Source organism: Burkholderia sp. Bp8998, from assembly GCF_003854235.1.
In the GTDB taxonomy this organism is placed as follows: domain Bacteria; phylum Pseudomonadota; class Gammaproteobacteria; order Burkholderiales; family Burkholderiaceae; genus Burkholderia.
The window spans coordinates 1-19,136 of record NZ_QTQF01000072.1; the positions used below are offsets into that span (position 1 = coordinate 1).

Genomic DNA, 19,136 nt, shown 5'->3' on the forward strand with positions numbered 1-19,136 from the left:
GCGCTCAGGATCGGCCTCATCGAGGACGTAGTCGAAAGCGGCGCGGCCCGCGATGCGGCGCTGGCGCTCGCGCGCAATGTCGCGCGGCAGAGCCCGCATGCGGTCGCGTACAGCAAGGAACTGATCGGCCTCGCGCGCCGCGGCGTGCCGCGCGGCGCGGCGCTCGCGGTCGAACGCGAACGCTTCGTCGACCTGTTCGACACGAACGATCCGCGCGAAGGCGTGGCCGCGTTTCTCGGCAAGCGCGCGCCTCAGTGGAACAACGACGGAGAGCCGCAACGATGAACACACCGGTCACGAATCACAACGCGTTCGCGGAGCTCGCGCCTGAGGTGCTGTTCCGCGTGGTGAACCGCGTGGTACTGATCACGCTGAACCGGCCGGCCGCGCTCAACGCGCTGTCGTACGCGATGATCGGCGAGCTGGCAGCGCTCCTCGAGCGTTGCCGCACCGACGACCAGATCGTTGCGGTCGTGCTGCGCGGTGCGGGCGATAGGGGTTTCTGCGCGGGCGGCGACGTGCGCCAGTTGTACAGAATGTTGGGCGAGGGCAGTACCGACTGGCTGTCATTTTTCGTTGATGAATACCGGCTCGACTACGCGATCCACACGTTCCCGAAGCCGGTGGTTGCGCTGATGGACGGCGTGACGATGGGTGGCGGGATGGGGCTTGCACAAGGCGCGGCGCTGCGCGTCGCGACCGAGCGCAGCAAGATCGCGATGCCCGAGACGCGTATCGGCCTCGTGCCTGACGTCGGCGCCACGCATTTCCTGTCGCGCATGCCGGTCGAGCTCGAGCTGTACGTAGGGCTGACGGGCGTGGTGCTGTCAGGCGCCGACGCGCTGACCGCGAAGCTCGCGGACCTGTGCGTGCCGTCGTCGTGGCTCGATACGTTCGAGACGCGCATCGAGCGCGTCAAGTGGAACGGCGAAGTGTTGCCTGCGCTGTGCGAGGTGTTCGAGCCGCCATGCAACGTCGTGCCGCATGCGGCGCTCGACAGCCAGATGGCGTGGATCGTCCGTCACTTCGACAAGCGCTCCACCGTCGAGCGGATCGTCATGACGCTGAAGCAGGATCTCGCGCGTGACGAGCTGGCGCGCGAGCATCGTCAGTGGCTGCAGGCAACGCTCAATGCGCTTTTGAGCCATTCGCCGACGATGCTGTGCGTAACACGTGAAGCGTTGCTGCGAGGTCGACAGATGACACTCGCCGAATCCTTCCGGATGGAACTCGACATCGTTGCGCGGGCGATTAGTGACGGTGATTTCCGTGAAGGTGTGCGGGCACATCTCGTTGACAAGGATCGCAAGCCGCGATGGGCCCCGATGTCACTGGTCGAAGTGCGAGCCGAGCGCACACGCGTGCATCTGACTTCGCTTTGGCGATGCGAGGCGCATCCGCTTGTGGCGCTAGGGCGCGATTGAGTTGAGATTGGCTTGTGCTTGTTAGAACTCTATCGGGAGCGTCTACAGGAGAATAGGGCTGATTGCGGCAATTGTGATCTTCCCCAGCTATTCTTGGATCACGGGAAGGCGCCATATGATCATTCAAAAGTCGTGCGAGAATTTTTGCCGTCGCGGGTGTAGCTCAATGGTAGAGCAGAAGCCTTCCAAGCTTACGACGAGGGTTCGATTCCCTTCACCCGCTCCACCACGGGCCTGTAGCTCAGTTGGTTAGAGCAGTCGACTCATAATCGATTGGTCGCCGGTTCAAGTCCGGCCAGGCCCACCATCTAATCGCGAATATTTCAGGCTTGGATGTGATTGTGTAGTATTGCTCGATTACTTGCAGTTTCTCGACAAAGTTTAAAAACAGATTTGCGCGCCCTCCGAGTATTTATAGGTATTTATGCACCCTCCGAAGATTTGAGAGACACTCGGCGCGTCGTCACGACGACGACCATGGCATCGTGGAAATTAGGCCGGTGGCCCGAGAGGCCTCGTATCTATCAGGCATGTTTGACCGCGCTCTCGTTCGTGCCTTTGGGTCACTTGTAAAGGCCGATTCCCAGGACTCCGGCAAATCCTCCAGCGTATCTCGTATACGCCAAATTCTGCCTGTCTTTGGCGGATGGTCAGCGACCTCGCTGACGAACGCGAATGACTGATTGTGCCCGAGGTTGCGTAAAACAGCAGCCTCGGGCGCTAGAGCACAGGCGTCAGGTGATTCCCTCGGCGCTGATGTATGCAGTTTTCCTGTCCGTCGGAGTGGACCAAACCGCCCGCACCATCGGCAATGGTTGCATGATTGCTCTGATTCGTATCACCGAAATCGATGCAATACGAGATCCCAAAAGGGCCATTGGATTTGGACGATTTCACACTGCAGATGTTTGAGGTGCTAAAATATGTTGGGCCAAGCGACCGATAACTCCGCGAAATTATTCTGACGTTGAAAGCAATTTTAATCAAAGTAAAATTGCTTAAGACCTAATCAGGATTCGCTTAGGGGAGAGATCGGAACGCTGAGGGGCCTGAACTGGCCACGCATACGCCCAAATATCGACTTTGGGGTGTACCCCTGGATCAGGGCTAATCGCAGTTGGCGTTCACGCGCGCTGGTCAGTAGTGGCTAAACCCTCCACGGACACATGCAAGACCTTGACGAAGTGGTGTCAAAACAAAGTGTGATGTAAGCCTTCAGTGACTTTTCTGCAGCACGTACCTCTGGATCTGGGCGAGAGGAGCGGGTTGGCGATATAGGCAGCGTCCCAGTCAACCCGCCGCACCGGAATTGCTAGGCTAAGCGATGCTATCGCCTTTAGAGAACGTTTTATCCATCGGACGGATAAATGACCATGTGGAATGAATAACGCGCCATTCGTCATCTTCCTTCTGAAATACTTCGACGACGTTGTACTCCATGTCTATTAGATTTGTTTTGGAATAGAGCTGGTACGTCAGTACTGCCATATCCTTCGCTGCCTGTATGCGTGGGCTTCGCAGTTCGTAACTATCTGCAAATAACTTGCCGTCAATTGATTTTAGGAATTCGTTGATGACGTTGTAATCATCCACTCGCTCGGTAACGACGGCGTCAAAGTATGTGAAGCTGCGTTCGGACCACAGCGACTTGTAACCGGACGTATCTCCTTTAAACCACTTATCCAAGGCGGATTTTTCAAGCCCGATAAGATGGTGTGCGAGAGCACGCTCCTCGGGACTGTAATTTTGCTCATAGACGGGCAATGCTGTAGTCATAATTTTCTCCTTACGGATTTGATTGACTGCGGGGCGACGTTACAGGAGCCGTGCGCAGATGAAAAACGAGTCAGCAGATCGCTATATGCAATAACCGGAACAGAAGGTGCATAGCTGCGGGCCAGCTCGGCCAGACTTCCAGGTTGAACGGGGAAAGTCGGTTGCCAGCCACGGTAGAGGGTTGTGTAAATGTAATCGACGTCGCTACCTGTCAGTGTTCCGACGATCGCTTCCGCATCCCGCTCACCGTTTTCCCGGAGCGATGCGAAATTGTTGACGTTGCCAGGAGAAGCGCGAATGCCCAAGACTGTCTCGTCATCGATGGTGGCGCTTACTGCGTAGATAACCTCACGGACGAATGTGAGTTGCGATCGGGTATCTCTGCCCCAGCGATATGTACGCTGGTTGGGTGCGGAAGAGATGAACTGGTCAAGCAGGTAGCCGTTGGCCGCGTGAAGCTTGATACTGTCGAAGCCCTCGATCGACGCAGCCCGTCGGGCGGTCTCTGCAAAGCGGCTGTTCGCGTCAACTATCGTTGCATATGACATTTCCAGCGGGAACCGATAGCCATCGCTGCCGCAGTACGTGGCCAACTGCTCGCCCGGCGGCTGAATCGCCGACGGCGCAACAGTGGAATTCTTGTATCGGGTGGCTTGGGTCAGGACGCCGGAGTGCATGATTTGCGAGATGGTGACCGCGCCATATGCATGCAACCGCTGTACCGGCACGATCCTGGAAGTGCCGGTGCCTCGTCGCTGAGCCTGGGCCGGCACGGGGTGCTCCTTGAGAACTGCTGATCAGTATAACCCCTTCGTGATCACCAATCCGAAGCCACCCTTGGAGAAGCGCTCGTAATAGCGAGCGATCCCTTCAGGGTGGCCGTGACGCGTGTCATCGGCGCTGAGGCAAACCTGTTCGTGACCGTCGGGGTTTGTCGATTCGGATTTCTTGTGTAACACAGCGACTCAACTCCTTACTGTTTGTATCAACGACGGCCACGTATCCTACCAAAGGAATGGCACACGTGCTGCATATGGCCGGTTGTGGCGCTCCGGTCGCTCAGAAAGCGGCTGACCATTTGCGAAATTCCTTCGGGGTGCAATTCGTTTCCCGCTTGAAGAACTTGCGGAATCGATCGCCCCGAATCCCAATCGGTCGGAAAGTGCTCCGATGGGTACGTCAGCGTATATGAGCAGCCGCTTGGCTTGAAGGACGATCGGTCTCGACAGATAAACCTTGGCAATCTGCCCTCTGCTGCCAACGTGGCGCGCGTCAGGCCCTTTATCGGTGCAGCCAAGGTGGACTGTGTAGTCGCGCTGCATGATTCCACTGCGAGAATCTTTGATCCACTAGCTTGGAACTGCTGAAAGCGCGGCGACACGCTCGACCGAGATGAAGATTGCGTCTGGCGTTTCCCATGCAGGATGGTTAGCAGCTCAGCGTGCGTAGATGCCGTAGCGCCACAACGCATGTAGCTAAGCACTAAAACAGCTTGCCGATACGTCCGCGGATTCAAACTCCTGCTGATGCTCGAGCCTGTCGGATCGAAGCGGATATGCCCGGGTATGCGCTCCAGGGCAGGTGGCATTCCCAAACGCGGCCTCGAACAACAGAAATTCAGGGCGCAGCAGCAATCCTAGTCCTCATCGCTGCCGAAGTTGTAAGCCTGGCCTGGCTGAAGCGTGAGCTTTCCGGCACAGCACACAATCGGCTCGAAATCCACAAAACGCTTGCACTGCCCTCCGTCACCCAGATGAGCATGTAGAACTCATAGCAATAGGTCCTGCGCATAGCTTGGAGCGTCGACCGATGCTTGAGGTCAGTCCGGCAGGCGAAACACCTCAAGGTCGTAGTAACGGGGGCGGCGTTGCTGGCTTGTGCGCCAGACGCTCCACCGCAGGCCTGGTCATCCCACACATCTCCGCTTTGAATACCCAATATCTGCGATTATGACGCTATCTGATGGGTAATCACGTGTCGTTACTGCTCCATACTGGCAAATATTGACCTTGATGATTGCGGCCCATAAAGAGGCGCGGTGACACTTTCCCCCCGAGGTCTGCGTCGCTCAGGCAAGCAGCTACCCGGTCCGGAGCGATCTCAAAGAAGAGTAGGGCGATGGGCGTGAGTGGATTTGACTATGCGTACAAGGTCGGCTGAGTTCGCCCACGGGAATCACTAATACTTGATTCCGAATTTGTTGCATCCGCCGCAGGGTGCGATGGGAGCGGGTTGGTCGACATTCGAAATTTCCCAGGAGCGACGATGACAAAACTTACGAAGCAAAGTAGGGAATTGGCAGAGCACTATGCAGAGCAGTTGTCCGGGTGGGGACAAATAACGACGCGCTCGTTGTTCGGGGCCGTCGCGCTATATCGGGACGGGCACGTGTTTGCGATGGTCTGGAAGGGCTCGCTGTACTTCAAAGTGGACGATGCGACTCGCGCCGAGTATGAAGCGGCAGGCTCGCATGCCTTAGGCTATGTCGCCGATGGCCGTGAGCATGCGCTGAAGTCCTATTGGGAAGCGCCCGTCGACGTGATCGAAGATCATCAAGCGCTTCTTGCTTGGGCGCAACGAGCATGGAGCGCCGCCGTGAAGGCTGCCAAGGACTGATTGACTGCAATGAATGGCGTCGAGCCGCCCCATATCTGTTCACTACCGGCATCTTGCTCCGGGTAAGGCGCACTTGACTGAGCTGAGTTCCTTGACGCCTTCGGTCCATTGAGCATCCCTCTAGACCTCGAGGCGGGGGGGAGATGGCTAGTTTGGATACCGGTTAGTCGGCCAGAGCGCTTGCGGCCGCGTCAACCTTGTAGAAGAAGGTTGACGCGGCCCATTTTTCGTTCATACTGACTGGTAGGTTGGAAAATTTGGTCTATTGGTACGAGAAGAGAGGGAAATCCTCAGGTTCGGAGCAGTTTCGTTCCCGGGGCCCGAAGTCGACTCGTCCAAAGACTACCGTATTGTCTAGGGATGTCGTGGTTTCGCTCTCGGTACCCTCGCACCAAGCGGGGGGCCGGGGTCTATAGCCAGCCTTGCGGCCTTGTATCTGCATGAAAATATTTAACGAACTCAACGGCGTCGAATTTGAGACGCGCGGCGACGTCGACATCGTGAGCGCGTCGATTCAGGCACACAGCGCCATCAGCCATTCTTGCCGTCGGGGTATTTGCGGGCAGTGTGCTGGCCTAGTGCGCGACGGCGCGTTCTCGAACGGAATCGACGGCGAGACACAAATCGCCTCGAGAGACGGTAAGCCTGTCAGTGTGCTGATGTGCCAAACGTTCGCGCGATCCGAATTGGTCGTGGAGTGTAACGATAATGGAGCGGCACCCCAAGCTCGGGCCGTTCAAGTAAGCTCCATCGCGTTCCCGACCCCGGAGGTCGCGGTCGTCGATCTCGACTTTATGGACGGACAATCGTTCAAATTCCAGGCGGGTCAGTTCGTTTGCATTCGTTGGACCGGAGACCGCCAGAAGTACTTTTCGATCGCTAGCAAGGAAAGCGACTCGAGCAGTATTCAACTACACATCAGGCGGCAGGTTCAGGGTGAGTTCACTGGGTGGTTGTTCGAGGCGGCGAGAGCCGGCGATATCTTTGGTCTGGAAGGCCCCTTGGGGAAGTTCACGTGGACGACTCCGGACGACCGTCCGGTAGTCTTGATGGCTACCGGCACGGGATTCTCTCCCATCCAGTCAATGGTCGAGACACATGCGTTATGGAGGCGCAAATCCCCGGTCTATCTCTATTGGGGTGGGCAAACAGAGAACGACGTCTACCGCCCGGATCTTGCACGTCAATGGTCGACGATGGGAGAAAACTTTCATTTCATCCCGGTCTCGGCAGCTCCGATTGGTGAGTGGTCGGGCAGAATTGGGTACCTACAGGACTGCGTAGCCCAAGATCATCGGAGTCTCGCAAACTTCGATGTGTACGCGTGTGGCTCGCCGATTATGATCGCGCTTGCACAGGAAAAGCTTGTCTCAGAGCTTGGGCTTCCGAGCGATCGCTTCTTCACCGATTCGTTTAACGTGAAGCCGCCGCAAACGGACGGATCACAGAGCCTCATCGATTTTGTCGTGAAATTTCAAGGATCTGTGAAAGGGCGCATGCACGCCGAAAACGGATGCACGCTTCTTCAGGCGCTGATGCGGTCCGGCTTAAACCTCGATCACTATTGTGGTGGCGGTGCGGTATGCGGCACCTGCCGGGTCAGGGTCGAGCCTGCGCTGGTCAACGGCATGAACGAAGATGAGATCGATCTTCTTGATTGCTTGCCTGACGCATGCGATGGGGACCGGCTTGCCTGTCAGTTCAAGCTGAGCCGAGAAGTTGAGTCTCGAACCGTTTATCTGCCGGGTACGCCTGGGCGAGTTTCCGCTTTGAGGGATTGAAATGAGCAATGAACAGATTCAAAGCGAGTACGTGGGCAAAGCCTTCAAGCCGGAGGGCATGCTTGAGGCCCGCAGGAGAACGTGGCTCGCCGTTGACGACATCGCGACTGCGATCAAGCCCGGCATGACTGAGCCGCAGGCGACTCAGCTCGCGCGGAAGACTCTCAAAAAGCATGGACTTTTGCAGGGATGGCACGCCATCTGCATTCGGTTTGGCTGCAACACAATGCTAGAGTACGGCGCACCATCTAAGCCGGATATCGTCCTCGGAGAGAACGACATTTTCACGCTCGATATCGGTCCGTTGTGGGATGGGTACGAAGCGGATTCTGGCGATACCTTCGTTGTTGGAAGCGACCCGGAGATGTTGCGAGCAAAGTCCGACGTAAAGGTTCTGTGGAGCGGTGTGCAGGACGCATGGCGATCGCGGGGGCTGACGGGCATTGACCTGTACAGCTTTGCCGCAGCAGAGGCAGACAAGCTGGGCTGGGTCTTCGATTCGATCATGTCTGGTCACAGGGTAGGGGATTTTCCTCACCAGTATCACGGAACGCTCCGTTCGATGGAGGGCATTCCGAGTTCCAACATCTGGATCCTCGAAATTCTGATCCGACATAAGACGCTACCGTTCGGCGCATACTTCGAGGACTTGTTGACCTAGGCGCAGTGCAGCCTGTGCGGAGACCCGAGCGGCCCCGTCGCCCAGGGATCGTCATGTTCGCTGATTGGCTATGTTCCGCGCCTATGGCGTGGCGGTACGGTCAATAGTCGGACAAACCTGTTGACTACACGGTCAAAAAAAAAGACAATATATCTCACCTCGCTCTGCGAGGTGAGGGTGTCGGCGTATCCGTCAAGGAGACCAATGAGAATCCCAACATTCAATGGCGTTGTCTATCCGTCGCAAACGGACGCGATGGGGCATATGACAGTCCAGTATTACATCGCAGCCTTTGATCAAGCGATGTGGCATCTTGTGTCGCGCCTCGGGTATGACCCTGAATGGCGGAACTCCAGAGATGAGGGTTGGGCCGACGTTCGCTATGAGATTGACTTCCGCTCGGAACTTCGAGTCGGCGATCTCTACATGGTAGACAGCGAAGTCATCGACCTTGGCAAGAGCTCGCTCAGGTCGAAGCACCGACTTCTGGCAAGAAGCGGTGAGGTGGCCGCTGAACTCCTGATGACATCGGTGTACTTTCATCTGAAAGAGAGAAAGAGCATTCCGATACCCGATTCCATTCGGTCGGAGATTTGCGTGCTCACGGAATCGTCCGACGCAACGAATGTTTCCGGGTGACCCGAGGTACCGGGCGATAACTTAAATGCTGATTCTGGGAAAAGCGTTATGAAAATCGATCGTAGAGAACAGCTGAAGGCGAAGAAGCAGGCTTACGTACAGGATGAAATTATTGCTTCCGCCGTGGTTTTATTCGCGGAGAGAGGTTTCCGCGCTGTCACAATCGATGATATCGCCGCTAATCTTGGCTATACGAAATCGGTGGTCTACTACTATTTCAAAAGCAAGAATGAAATCCTGTGGCAGATTTTCAATCGTATCTACGATAGCTACTTTGCGATGATTTCCTCGGTGGTGGTGAGGGAGTTGCCTCCCGATCTCGCCCTGAGAGAGCTTTTAAAGGGCCACGCTCTTTTGGTCATGGAGCGTCGAGACTGGACCGCGATTTACAATCGCGAAGAGAGCGAGCTTGAAGAGAAGCAACTCAAGCTGCACGTTCAGCGTCGGCGCGAATACGATGCCGTCATCAATGGTGTGTACAAGGATGGTGTCAAGAAAGGCTTGTTTCGTGATATTCCCCCGAGTATCGCTGTTGCAGGACTTTTGGGGATGTGCAATTCTTTGTACCGCTGGTACAACGAGGAAGGTCCGATTTCTGCGCCGGAGATCGCCGAGTACTACGTGGATATCTTGACCGGTGGTTACCTGGCCACTCCAGTGGCTAAGTCGGTTGCAAGCAAGGCGACCGTGCGCAAGACGTCGACGAAGGTTCCGAGGGTGGCTAACGCGTAACTTACGAGTTGGAGGGTGCTCAAAGGCTGCGTTGCTGAGGCTGACCCCCAAGCGCATTGAGCGAATCTAGGCCTCGTTCGCGCTAGATCAGCCGCCCACCGCCCGCTCTAGCGCGGACATCGAATCGCGAATGTAGGCTCGAGTGACTCGGGCGGTCTCGATTAGATAAAAACCGTGCGGGGCGCCCGGATACACGTGAAACTCGGTCGGCACACCCGCTAGCATCAGCCGGCGGGCGTAGTCCATGTTCTCTGCTAGAAAAAGGTCTAGGGCCCCACAGGCGATGAAGGTTGGCGGGAGACCTTCGACATTGTCTGCGCGCGCCGCTGCAGCGTAAGGTGAGACCGCCGTGGCACCCGGCGGCCCGCCTAGGAGTGAAGTCCATCCGAACAGATTGTTCTCTGGCCTCCAAACGAACTGGCCTTGATATGGCGACGGCTCTGAACACGCTGCCGTGCGATCATCAAGCATTGGGAAGACTAGATGCTGGAAAGCGATGGAGATTTCGCCCCGGTCGCGAGCGAGAAGTACCAATGCCGCCGCTAGACCGCCGCCGGCGCTCTCGCCGGTGACGACGATCCGATCTCGATCGACACCTAGCGCTTCTGCCTCGGCGTTGAGCCAGGTCAGCGCGGCATAGCAGTCCTCTAGCGGTCCGGGATGCGGGTTCTCCGGTGCTAGGCGATAGTCGACGGATACCACGGTCGCGCCCAATTCGAGCGCATAGGCTGCGTCGGTGGCAAGACCCATCTCAGGCGAGCCCATGATGTAACCCCCACCGTGAATGTGAAGGAAGGCTGGGCCACCATTCTCGCTCCCTTTCGCCCGTGTGATTACCACGCGCACGTCAGGCGCACCTGGCCACCCAGGGATCATGCGCTCGACGATTTCAACCCCATCCGGCGGGGCGGGAAACCACACGCCGACGCTTTCCACCATAACGGTCCGCGACTGCGACAGCGTGTCGAGATCGATCGGGGAGGAGGGCTTTTCATCGATAAGAGCGCGTAGCTCCGGATCCACGAGATGTCTTGACGGCACGACGTCCTCCTTTTGATATCACCATACTGCCCGCGGTTCGCGGACGTTGCCCCTGGTGCTTGCATCGATCTCGTCCGCGTCTCGGTCAATCGTCCTATCGGGCTGCAGGCGTAACAGTGATGGTCGCAGTTCGCTTTTCTATGGCGCAATCCAACGCGCGACTTTTAACTGATGCGAGTCTTGCCGGGAACTACGGCAATACCGTCGACCTCGATCCTTGCCCGCGAATCGAAAAGCTTCACAACCGGGATGAACGTGCTCGCCGGCGGATTCTGACCGGTAATGAACTCGGCCCGAACTCGCTTGAAGATGGGAAGAAGGTTCTCTTCAAAATCAGGGACGTAGTAGGTGAAGCGGGCGACTGCTTCGAAGCCCACGCCAGCAGCTCGCAGCGTGCGCTCGAGCGCTCGGAACGTGTTTCGCACCTGCATTTCGAAGTCGCCGTCGACAAAGTTGTCGTTTTCGTCTGATGAGACGTGGCCGCCCAACAGTAGGACGTCGCCGGAACCCTGAACCGCTTGAGAGATGCCGGGGTACGAGATCCCCGGCTGATTGATTGCGGTAAGCATTGCCTATCCCCAAGTTGATGAAAGAAGTCTCGATTCGCTTTCCTGCGAGCGGAACACAAGCAGTTGCGATCGCGCTATTCCAGCAGGAGCGCACAGTGCTCTCATGAGGAGCATGCGCCAGCAGCCGGTCGCCGATGCCCACATTGTTGTCTGGCGACTCGGGTGCCTCTTGCAGTGACGTTACGTTGCCAGCCAATTATAGACCAAGTGGACAAAAATTTGTCCGTGCAGTATATTTTAATCCTTCGTGGTCTGTTTGCCGGGAGGGCTTCGAACCATGGCACATAGGATCGGCTAATCAAACTGAGGGATGGGATAGGGCATGACAAGTTCTACAAAGCCGGCATGGGAATCGTCGGTCAGTCACATCGAAGAATCGAGCGTTTTCATTCGTGGTTACGATTTGGGTGAACTGATCGGGCAACTTTCGTTTGCATCGGTCTCTTACTTGCTGATCAGAGGCAGGCTCCCGACACCAGGCGAGTCCAAAATGATGGACGCAATTCTTTGCTCGGTGCTCGACTATTCGCTGAAGAAACCCGGTACGGTTGCTGCGCGCTACTGCGTTTCCGGCAATCCGTCAATGGTGGCGGGCATGGCAACAGCGGTGCTGTCGGCTGGGGAGTACACGCTCGCACCTGATGCAGGCGGGGAGTTCATTTTGGCCACTTTCGCTTCGTACAATCGGCAAGACGACTCGATGGCCGATGCAGCTGATGTCATCATTGCAGCGCTCCGCGCACAAGGACAGAGAGTGCCCGGCTTTGGGCATCCCAACTTTCGCTATACAGACCCGCGAGCGCAAAAACTGAAGGCCATCGCGAAGGAGAACGGTGTCTGGGGCGAGCTGTGCGACTGGTACGAAGCTATCCATGCATCATTCATCAAGCAGGCAAATAAGCCTGATCTCGTCATCAACGAGGTGGGGATGATGGCCGCAATCTTGGCGCAGATGCAGTTCACGCCGGCTGAAATGACGGGTTTGGCGCTGGTGTCGACGATGCCGGGCGTCATTGCTCACATCTCGGAGGAGCTCAGATCAAAGATTCGCATTCGCGGTGTCGCAGATGCCGACGCGTCGTATTCCCAGGAACGTAAGAATCTCAAGGAAGATCTTCTCGGCGCGGGCTGGCAAGCAGTATAAGCACACTGCTTGTGCGCCCGCACCTGCTAGGAGGTGTGGGCGCACAATCGACCACATATTGGAGGAGTCGAGCCCGCCACCACCCTCAGGCGTCGCCCAGACTATGTTCTAGGTCTGGTCTTTAATGTCACCTCCGGTGCACCTGAAGGAACTACTGGCGGCCAATTGCCATTGTCATGCGTCTACGCGCTGCGCGACGAATTCAAGCGGCTCAGGTTCTACCAGAAGCCAGCAGGCGCAGAAAACTAGGGAATAATGGGCCGAACTCCGTCGGTGAATAATATTTGTAGGACGGGAGTCTCACCACGTGAGATCGCTCGCGCGCCGATGTTTACGTTCCCGATGATCGGGAACGGCGGGTCGGTTGCCTCAGACTCATCGCGGAAACCTGCATTTCAACGGAGGTCCGCACGAGTGGACCGACGTCGATTTGACCTCGGAGCCAGACAAGCCCGCTACACCGATCTTCCACAACGCCGCTCGACGCGTCGCGGAACTGCTGCCGTCGGCCGCAAGCATTCCGTTTTTGCGATGCCGAGATGGTGTGATCGATCTTTCGCCTGACCATTCCCTTATCCGTAATAAGGTCCCGGGGCCTGACGGCACGTGCATGGCGGTCACGTCGTGCCATGGCTTCGGCCTGTCGAGATTCGCGAAGCTTCAGAAGGACTGGCGCAAGCAATTCAAATGGGACGCAGGCACTTTATGAATACCTGATCCTCGAAGTCTCAACGGCCAAGAATCGCATCTTGGCCGTTTTACCCTTCATGACGAGAGCGAAACGCGGGCAAATATACCCGCATATTTCTTACTGGATCGTCCAACCGCCATCGATTACGAGCGAGTGACCGTTCATGTAGTCCGAGTACGGCGACGCGGCGAACAGGATCGCGTTGGAAATATCATTGGGGACCCCCTTTCTTCCCGCAGGGACGCGCTTCATTGCATCGGGGTTGACGCCGACGCCGCGCATCGGCGGCGCATCGCCGGCCAGAATGCGCGTGGAATGCTTGCGCATATCGGTCTGAATCATGCCAGGGCACACTGCGTTGACTTTGATGCCCTTAGCGGTCAAATCACACGCCATCTGACGTGTGAGGCCGATCACGCCAAACTTCGACGAGGTATAAGCCAGGCCATCGGCGCCCCCAATGACGCCGCCGACGGAAGCTACATTCACGATGGCGCCTTCGCCACGCGGCATCATGTTCTTCAAGACGGCACGGCTCATCAGGAACGTTCCACGCAGATTGGTGTTCAGAACCTTGTCCCAGAGGGCCGTGGATGTTTCATTGATACCGGCAAATCCATCGAATACTGAGGCGTTGTTCACCAGAACGTCGATTCGACCATGCTTCGCTACAATCTTTCCAGTGACCTCTTCGATCATCGCCTCGTTCTGGACGTCGGTCTTCATGAACTCGGCCTTGAGGTTTTCTTTCGCAAGCGACGAAACCACATCGTCGCCTTCGTCTTCGAGAAAGCCCGCGATAACTACGGTACCACCTGCGCGGGCAAACGATTCGACGGTTGCGCGGCCAATCCCAGTCTCGCCGCCAGTCACTACGATAATCTTGTCTTTGAAGTCGAACATCATTTGCACCCTTGAGTTGTGAGCGGCTCGTCACATCGAGTCATCGCCGCTCGTAGACGTGTTAGACCGCAATCAGCCGTGGCCGACCACCGATTTCACTTCGAGGTATTCCGCCAGGCCATAGGCACCGGCTTCTCGACCATTGCCAGACCGCTTGTAGCCACCGAACGGTGCGCGAACATCGAAGTCCGGGCTGTTGACGAAAATGGAGCCAGCACGGAGGCGACGGGCAACGCGTCGAACACGCTCAAGGTCACCAGACGAAACGTAGCCTGCGAGTCCGTACTCCGTGTCATTTGCGATCGCGACGGCCTCGTCTTCACTGTCGTAGGGAATCACAACTAGCACTGGGCCGAAGATCTCTTCGCGAGCAATTTCCATATCGGGAGAAACATCGGAAAAGATTGTCGGCCGTACATAAAAGCCGCGCTCGAGTCCTTCCGGACGCCCGGGGCCGCCCGCTGCCAGGTGTGCACCGGCGGCCACGCCATTCGAAATGAGGCGCTGTATCTTTTCGAACTGAACTCGATTTGCGACCGGGCCCACCATCGTTTTCGGATCGGCGGGGTCGCCAACCGTATGCTTGCGCGCTTCGTCCGCGGCAATTTCAACGGCTGTCTGATACTGATGGCGCGCGATAAGCAACCGCGTCGGTGCGTCGCACGTTTGTCCGCTGTTTGCGCATATTGCTCGTACACACGATCGAACCGCGGCGTCCAGATCGGCATCGTCGAAAACGATGTTCGCGGACTTGCCGCCCAACTCTTGCGTCACGCGTTTCACGGAATCGGCAGCGGCCTTGGCGACTAGAACGCCTGCACGGGTCGAGCCGGTGAAGGACACCATGTCGATGTCGGGATGGCGCGAAATGGCTTCGCCGACCGTCGGGCCGTCGCCATTGACGAGATTGAACACACCGGCCGGAAGACCGGCTTCGTCGAGGATCTCCGCAAAGACCGTCGCGTCGAGAGGTGCGATCTCGCTGGGCTTCAACACGATGGTGCAACCCGCCGCGATCGCGTAAAGGACTTTGCAGACGACTTGATTCAGCGGCCAATTCCATGGCGTGATGAGTCCGACAACGCCGATGGGTTCCTTGATGATTCGGGTGCTGCCGACCTGCTCCTCGAATGAGTACGACTTCAATACGTCGATGACAGTTTCGGTATGCGCGATACAGGACGTGACCTGTGCTTCATTGGCGAAGGTGATGGGGCAACCCATCTCGCGGGAGATCAATGAGGCAATCTCTCCGTGGCGGCGACGAAGGATCGGCAGTACACGCTCGAAGAAAGCGACCCTCTCAGCAGTCGATGTTTGAGAATAGCTAGCGAAGGCATTACGAGCCGCCTTTACGGCACGATCGACATCGACTTGCGTTCCCATCGAGATGTAGGCAGTCGGTTCCTCCGTAGCCGGATTGATGACGGCCGCTTTGCGCGGTTCGACGGGGTCGACCCACTGACCGGCGATGTAAAACTTCAAGAAATTATCCATGGTTGTCTCGTGAGCAATCGGAACTGGACAAGAAAGTCTGCGCCTCCCGGAGCATCAAGGATGCGAAGCGAATGTCGAGAGCAGGCGGTCGACCCGACGCAGGCGGCAGGCATTGTGCGGTACCTCCAAGAACTGCATATCAAACGCGCGATCGCGACGCCCGTGGGACGGACTTTTCCCGCGTAGCGCGCCTGTGCGTGGGCTGATCGTTCCCGATCCACCTGCAATATACCGCATAGTCAGATTTTCGTGCTAGTTGTTCAAATTTAGCGCGAGGCGGGCTGACAGGCGGCTATCCGGTTCAATGCATTGCGCCGAGTCATCTAGGGAAATCCCTATCAGGGGCATTCCTGGGGGGCGGCATGCATCGAGATCGTTCTTGTTGCTCCCAAAAAAAATATACTCAACGGTCTTTTTTACAGTACCATTGGTCTAAACACCATCCGCGTCGTTGTTGCTATGAACATGAAAGACTCTAAATTTGACGACCAGAGCTTCGACTACATCGTCATCGGCGCTGGATCTGCCGGTTGCGTTGTTGCGTCACGGCTGTCTGAGGATCGTTCGATCACCGTCCTCCTCGTCGAAGCTGGACCGGAAGACAAAAGCTGGACCATCGACATGCCACTTGCTGTCGAAAGCCTTGTTTCCGGCAACGAGTTCAACTGGCAGTACATGAGTGAGCCGGAAAAGTATTTATTCGGGCGGCAGGTCGACCATCCGCGAGGTAAGGTCCTTGGTGGCTCGTCGTCGATCAACGGGATGGTGTACACCCGTGGCAATGCACTGGACTACGATGGCTGGGAACAAACCTACGGTTGCACCGGCTGGAGCTACGCGGATGTTCTGCCGTACTTCAAGCGATCCGAAACATTTCACGGAGAGGGCAACGATTATCGAGGCCGTCACGGTCCGTTGCGAGTCAGCCGCCCCGACGTGACGAAGGACCCGCTCCAAGCGGCGTTCATGGAAGCGGGAAAACAGGCTGGCTACCCGACGACCGACGATTCCAATGCCTATCAGCATGAGGGTTTTCACCCCAGCGAATGTACGATTTACGGTGGGCGCCGCTGGAGCGCGGCGCGTGCGTACCTTTCGCCAGACGTGCGGCGCCGCGCCAACCTCACGATCAGCACAAATACGCTCGCTGAGCAAATTGTTTTCGCGGGCAAGCGGGCAACAGGTCTTCGGGTTCGTAAAAATGGCCAAAGCAGCGTGATTTCTGCCCGGAGGGAAGTGATTTTGTGTTCGGGTTCGATTGGCTCGGCGCAACTCTTGCAACTCTCGGGCGTGGGACCTAGCGACGTGCTGCGCGCCGCCAACGTCGAAGCGGTGCATGAGCTGCGAGGTGTCGGGGCAAACCTTCAGGACCATCCGGATATCACATTGCAAGTCGAATGCCGTCAGCCGCTCGGTCTTGCCCCATTTACGAAGTTCCCTCGCAAGCACCTTGCCGGCGCGCAATGGTTTCTGACGAAGACGGGGGTAGCGGCGAGCAATCAGTTCGAGGCCGCAGCCTACATACGAACGAAGGCGGGCGTTTGCTACCCCGATTTGAAGCTGGAGTTCTTGGGTTTGGCGTTTCAACCGGATACCTTTGCGCCATACCCCGGATACAGCTTCCAAATTCATATGACGTTGATGCGCGCGCAAAGCAGGGGAAGCCTTGCGATCAAAACCAATCGCGCGACCGACAAGCCATGCCTTAAATTCAACTATCTCGAGGCAGAGGCCGATCGCGAAAGCTTCAGAAATGCGTTGCGCCTTACGCGTGAAATTGTCGCGCAAAGTGCATTCGATCCCTATCGCGGAAAAGAATTGGCCCCAGGAAAGGACGTCCATACGGACGAACAGATCGATGCCTGGGTCGCCTCTCGCGTTGGGACTGCATATCATCCATCAGGGACTTGTCGCATGGGCTCTGCAGCAGATGATGATGCAGTGGTCGCACCCAATTTAAAGGTGCGGGGTATGGAAAACATCAGAGTTGCCGACGCGTCGATCATGCCCCTCGTCGTCGCGGCCAATACGAATGCGCCTTGCATCATGATTGGTGAGATGGCTTCTGATCTTATTCGGGGCCGGAAGCTGGCGCCGGAGCGCCGGCCTCATTATGTCGCGGAAGATTGGATGACGTCGCAGCGGTAGTAGTTCAGCGACGCCAACCTGAGTTTAGGAAACGCTTTTTGTTGTCCCAAGCGTAATCAACAGTAGAAAGAGGGAACAATGAATTATTCAGTGTCTGTACCAGCAATTCCTGACGTCATGCGTGCCGTGCTGCTCACCGGCTACGGTGGGATTGATCAGCTGCAATTTCGGGAGGATGTGCGGGTACCGCGCCCCAAGACCGGGGAGGTGCTGATCAAGGTCGGCGCATGTGGTATCAACAATACCGACATCAATCTTCGCACACAGTGGTACCACCGCGCAGCAGGCGCAACCCTCACCGAAGAGGTCGGTCTTCGCGGGGTTCAGGGCATCATGGCTAAGCAAGAGGAAGCGGCCGCCACCTGGAAGCAGGAGGCGGTCGTGTTCCCTCGCATCCAGGGTGCCGCGATTGCAGGGCGGATTGTGGCTGTCGGAGATGCCGCGATTGCCGGCCGTGTCGGCGAGCGTGTGATTGTCGATCCGCAGGTGCGTGATTTGTCTTTGCCCGAGCGAGCACAGCTCGTTGAATACATCGGGGGCGAGCGCGACGGCGGATTCGCGGAATATGTTGCCGTACCCACAGAGAACGCGTATGCGGTTACGTCATCGCTTAGCGACGCCGAACTTGCCACATTCCCGACTTCGTATGACACCGCCGAAGAGATGTTGGAGCGGGCGCGACTTTCGGAAGGTGAAACGGTCGTCGTCACAGGGGCATCGGGCGGTGTAGGCACGGCGCTAGTGCAACTCGCGTTGATCCGGAAGGCGCGAGTGATCGCGATTGCCGGTCAGTCCAAGGAAGATCGGGTCCGAGCGCTGGGCGTGCATGCCTTTGTTCCTCGAGAGTCCGAGAGCATCAAAGAGGCCGTGGAGAAAATTGTCGGCGCCAACGGCATAGACGTGGTCGCAGACGTCGTTGGCGGACAAGCATTTGGCGATTTTCTGAAGGTGCTGCGCCGCGGCGGTCGGTATACGACCGGTGGTGCGATCGGCGGCCCAGTTCAACCGATGGATCTTCGAGATCTTATCTATAAGGATCTCGAAATGTACGGGATAACTTGCCCGACTCCGGCGACGTTTGCGAGAGTGATCGCGCATGTGTCATCGGGTAAGCTGCGCCCGCTGCTCGACAAAGCTTACCCGCTTGAGCAACTTGCTCAGGCGCAGGCAGATTTCGTCAAGCGCACGCACGTCGGAAAATTTGTTATCGAACCCGCTGCTCGCTAGATCAACTTCGCCGGAAGCAACCAGCGTCCGTTCCGTGAGTTTCGCCGGCGTCCGGCGCTGCATACGAGACCGTTTGGCACTGGTTGCTCTGTCTGTTGACCTCTTGTACCGCAAAGTATAGTTTACATACTTCATGGTCAGTAGTCGCCGACATCGAACTGAGGCAAGCAATGCATGTTCGAGACTGCGCAGCCGCGGACGGTGGTGTCCGGGATACAACTGAAGATAGGATGCTTCAATGAAGACTGAACTTGGTGCCCAATTTGGGATTGACCTGCCGATCTACG

Annotated in this window: 16 protein-coding genes and 2 tRNA genes; 12 read left to right on the forward strand and 6 right to left on the reverse strand. The window is 57.0% G+C overall.

What is annotated here, in order from left to right; genetic code table 11:
• From DIE06_RS36060 to DIE06_RS36075, 4 genes are all read left to right on the forward strand, one after another.
• Positions 1 to 285 (forward strand): enoyl-CoA hydratase-related protein (locus DIE06_RS36060; protein ID WP_260433882.1); only part of this gene is annotated, 285 nt, incomplete at its 5' end.
• Complete coding sequence (locus DIE06_RS36065; protein ID WP_124665499.1) at positions 282 to 1,424, forward strand: enoyl-CoA hydratase/isomerase family protein; 1,143 nt, start codon at positions 282 to 284, stop codon at positions 1,422 to 1,424. The genes DIE06_RS36060 and DIE06_RS36065, both read left to right, overlap by 4 nt.
• 152 nt (positions 1,425 to 1,576) lie before the next feature.
• A tRNA-Gly gene (locus DIE06_RS36070) sits at positions 1,577 to 1,650 on the forward strand.
• A 4-nt stretch (positions 1,651 to 1,654) separates the two neighbouring features.
• Positions 1,655 to 1,731 (forward strand) — tRNA-Ile (locus tag DIE06_RS36075).
• A gap of 1,010 nt (positions 1,732 to 2,741) precedes the next feature.
• On the opposite strand, the gene DIE06_RS36080 is transcribed toward DIE06_RS36075, so the two are convergent.
• Positions 2,742 to 3,200 carry a nuclear transport factor 2 family protein gene (locus tag DIE06_RS36080; protein WP_124665500.1) on the reverse strand — a complete coding sequence of 153 codons (459 nt, stop codon included), beginning with the start codon at positions 3,198 to 3,200 and terminating at the stop codon, positions 2,742 to 2,744.
• Positions 3,197 to 3,973 carry a hypothetical protein gene (locus DIE06_RS36085; RefSeq protein ID WP_124665501.1) on the reverse strand — a complete coding sequence of 259 codons (777 nt, stop codon included), beginning with the start codon at positions 3,971 to 3,973 and terminating at the stop codon, positions 3,197 to 3,199. Before DIE06_RS36085 ends, DIE06_RS36080 begins: the two co-directional genes overlap by 4 nt.
• 1,492 nt (positions 3,974 to 5,465) lie before the next feature.
• Here DIE06_RS36085 and DIE06_RS36090 point away from each other — a divergent pair.
• From DIE06_RS36090 to DIE06_RS36110, 5 genes are all read left to right on the forward strand, one after another.
• Positions 5,466 to 5,816 (forward strand): TfoX/Sxy family protein, encoded by a 351-nt coding sequence (locus tag DIE06_RS36090; RefSeq protein WP_124665502.1) that lies wholly within the window; start codon positions 5,466 to 5,468, stop codon positions 5,814 to 5,816.
• A gap of 440 nt (positions 5,817 to 6,256) precedes the next feature.
• Positions 6,257 to 7,597: a 2Fe-2S iron-sulfur cluster-binding protein gene (locus tag DIE06_RS36095; protein WP_124665503.1), complete on the forward strand. Its 1,341-nt coding sequence runs from the start codon at positions 6,257 to 6,259 to the stop codon at positions 7,595 to 7,597.
• Position 7,598: 1 nt separating this feature from the next.
• Positions 7,599 to 8,258 carry a M24 family metallopeptidase gene (locus DIE06_RS36100; protein WP_124665504.1) on the forward strand — a complete coding sequence of 220 codons (660 nt, stop codon included), beginning with the start codon at positions 7,599 to 7,601 and terminating at the stop codon, positions 8,256 to 8,258.
• Between the two features lie 204 nt (positions 8,259 to 8,462).
• A complete protein-coding gene (locus DIE06_RS36105; protein WP_124665505.1) occupies positions 8,463 to 8,897 on the forward strand; it encodes a thioesterase family protein in 435 nt (144 codons plus the stop codon).
• A gap of 48 nt (positions 8,898 to 8,945) precedes the next feature.
• A complete protein-coding gene (locus DIE06_RS36110) occupies positions 8,946 to 9,629 on the forward strand; it encodes a TetR/AcrR family transcriptional regulator (protein WP_124665506.1) in 684 nt (227 codons plus the stop codon).
• A gap of 87 nt (positions 9,630 to 9,716) precedes the next feature.
• Here DIE06_RS36110 and DIE06_RS36115 read toward each other — a convergent pair whose 3' ends face one another.
• Positions 9,717 to 10,652 (reverse strand): alpha/beta hydrolase, encoded by a 936-nt coding sequence (locus DIE06_RS36115; RefSeq protein WP_260433883.1) that lies wholly within the window; start codon positions 10,650 to 10,652, stop codon positions 9,717 to 9,719.
• Between the two features lie 182 nt (positions 10,653 to 10,834).
• A complete protein-coding gene (locus DIE06_RS36120) occupies positions 10,835 to 11,239 on the reverse strand; it encodes a RidA family protein (RefSeq protein ID WP_124665508.1) in 405 nt (134 codons plus the stop codon).
• 322 nt (positions 11,240 to 11,561) lie between these two features.
• Here DIE06_RS36120 and DIE06_RS36125 point away from each other — a divergent pair, with 322 nt between their 5' ends.
• Positions 11,562 to 12,383 carry a citryl-CoA lyase gene (locus DIE06_RS36125; protein WP_124665509.1) on the forward strand — a complete coding sequence of 274 codons (822 nt, stop codon included), beginning with the start codon at positions 11,562 to 11,564 and terminating at the stop codon, positions 12,381 to 12,383.
• A gap of 808 nt (positions 12,384 to 13,191) precedes the next feature.
• Here the strand turns inward: DIE06_RS36125 and DIE06_RS36130 are convergent.
• Positions 13,192 to 13,980: an SDR family NAD(P)-dependent oxidoreductase gene (locus tag DIE06_RS36130; RefSeq protein WP_260433884.1), complete on the reverse strand. Its 789-nt coding sequence runs from the start codon at positions 13,978 to 13,980 to the stop codon at positions 13,192 to 13,194.
• A gap of 69 nt (positions 13,981 to 14,049) precedes the next feature.
• On the reverse strand, positions 14,050 to 15,474 hold the full coding sequence (locus DIE06_RS36135; RefSeq protein WP_124665510.1) for an aldehyde dehydrogenase family protein: 1,425 nt from the start codon (positions 15,472 to 15,474) through the stop codon (positions 14,050 to 14,052).
• Positions 15,475 to 15,933: 459 nt separating this feature from the next.
• Here DIE06_RS36135 and DIE06_RS36140 point away from each other — a divergent pair, with 459 nt between their 5' ends.
• Both DIE06_RS36140 and DIE06_RS36145 read left to right on the forward strand, forming a co-directional pair.
• Positions 15,934 to 17,622, forward strand: a complete 1,689-nt coding sequence (locus DIE06_RS36140; protein ID WP_260433885.1) for a choline dehydrogenase — start codon at positions 15,934 to 15,936, stop codon at positions 17,620 to 17,622.
• A 78-nt stretch (positions 17,623 to 17,700) separates the two neighbouring features.
• Positions 17,701 to 18,849: an alcohol dehydrogenase family protein gene (locus tag DIE06_RS36145; RefSeq protein ID WP_221624091.1), complete on the forward strand. Its 1,149-nt coding sequence runs from the start codon at positions 17,701 to 17,703 to the stop codon at positions 18,847 to 18,849.
• Positions 18,850 to 19,136: the final 287 nt, after the last annotated feature.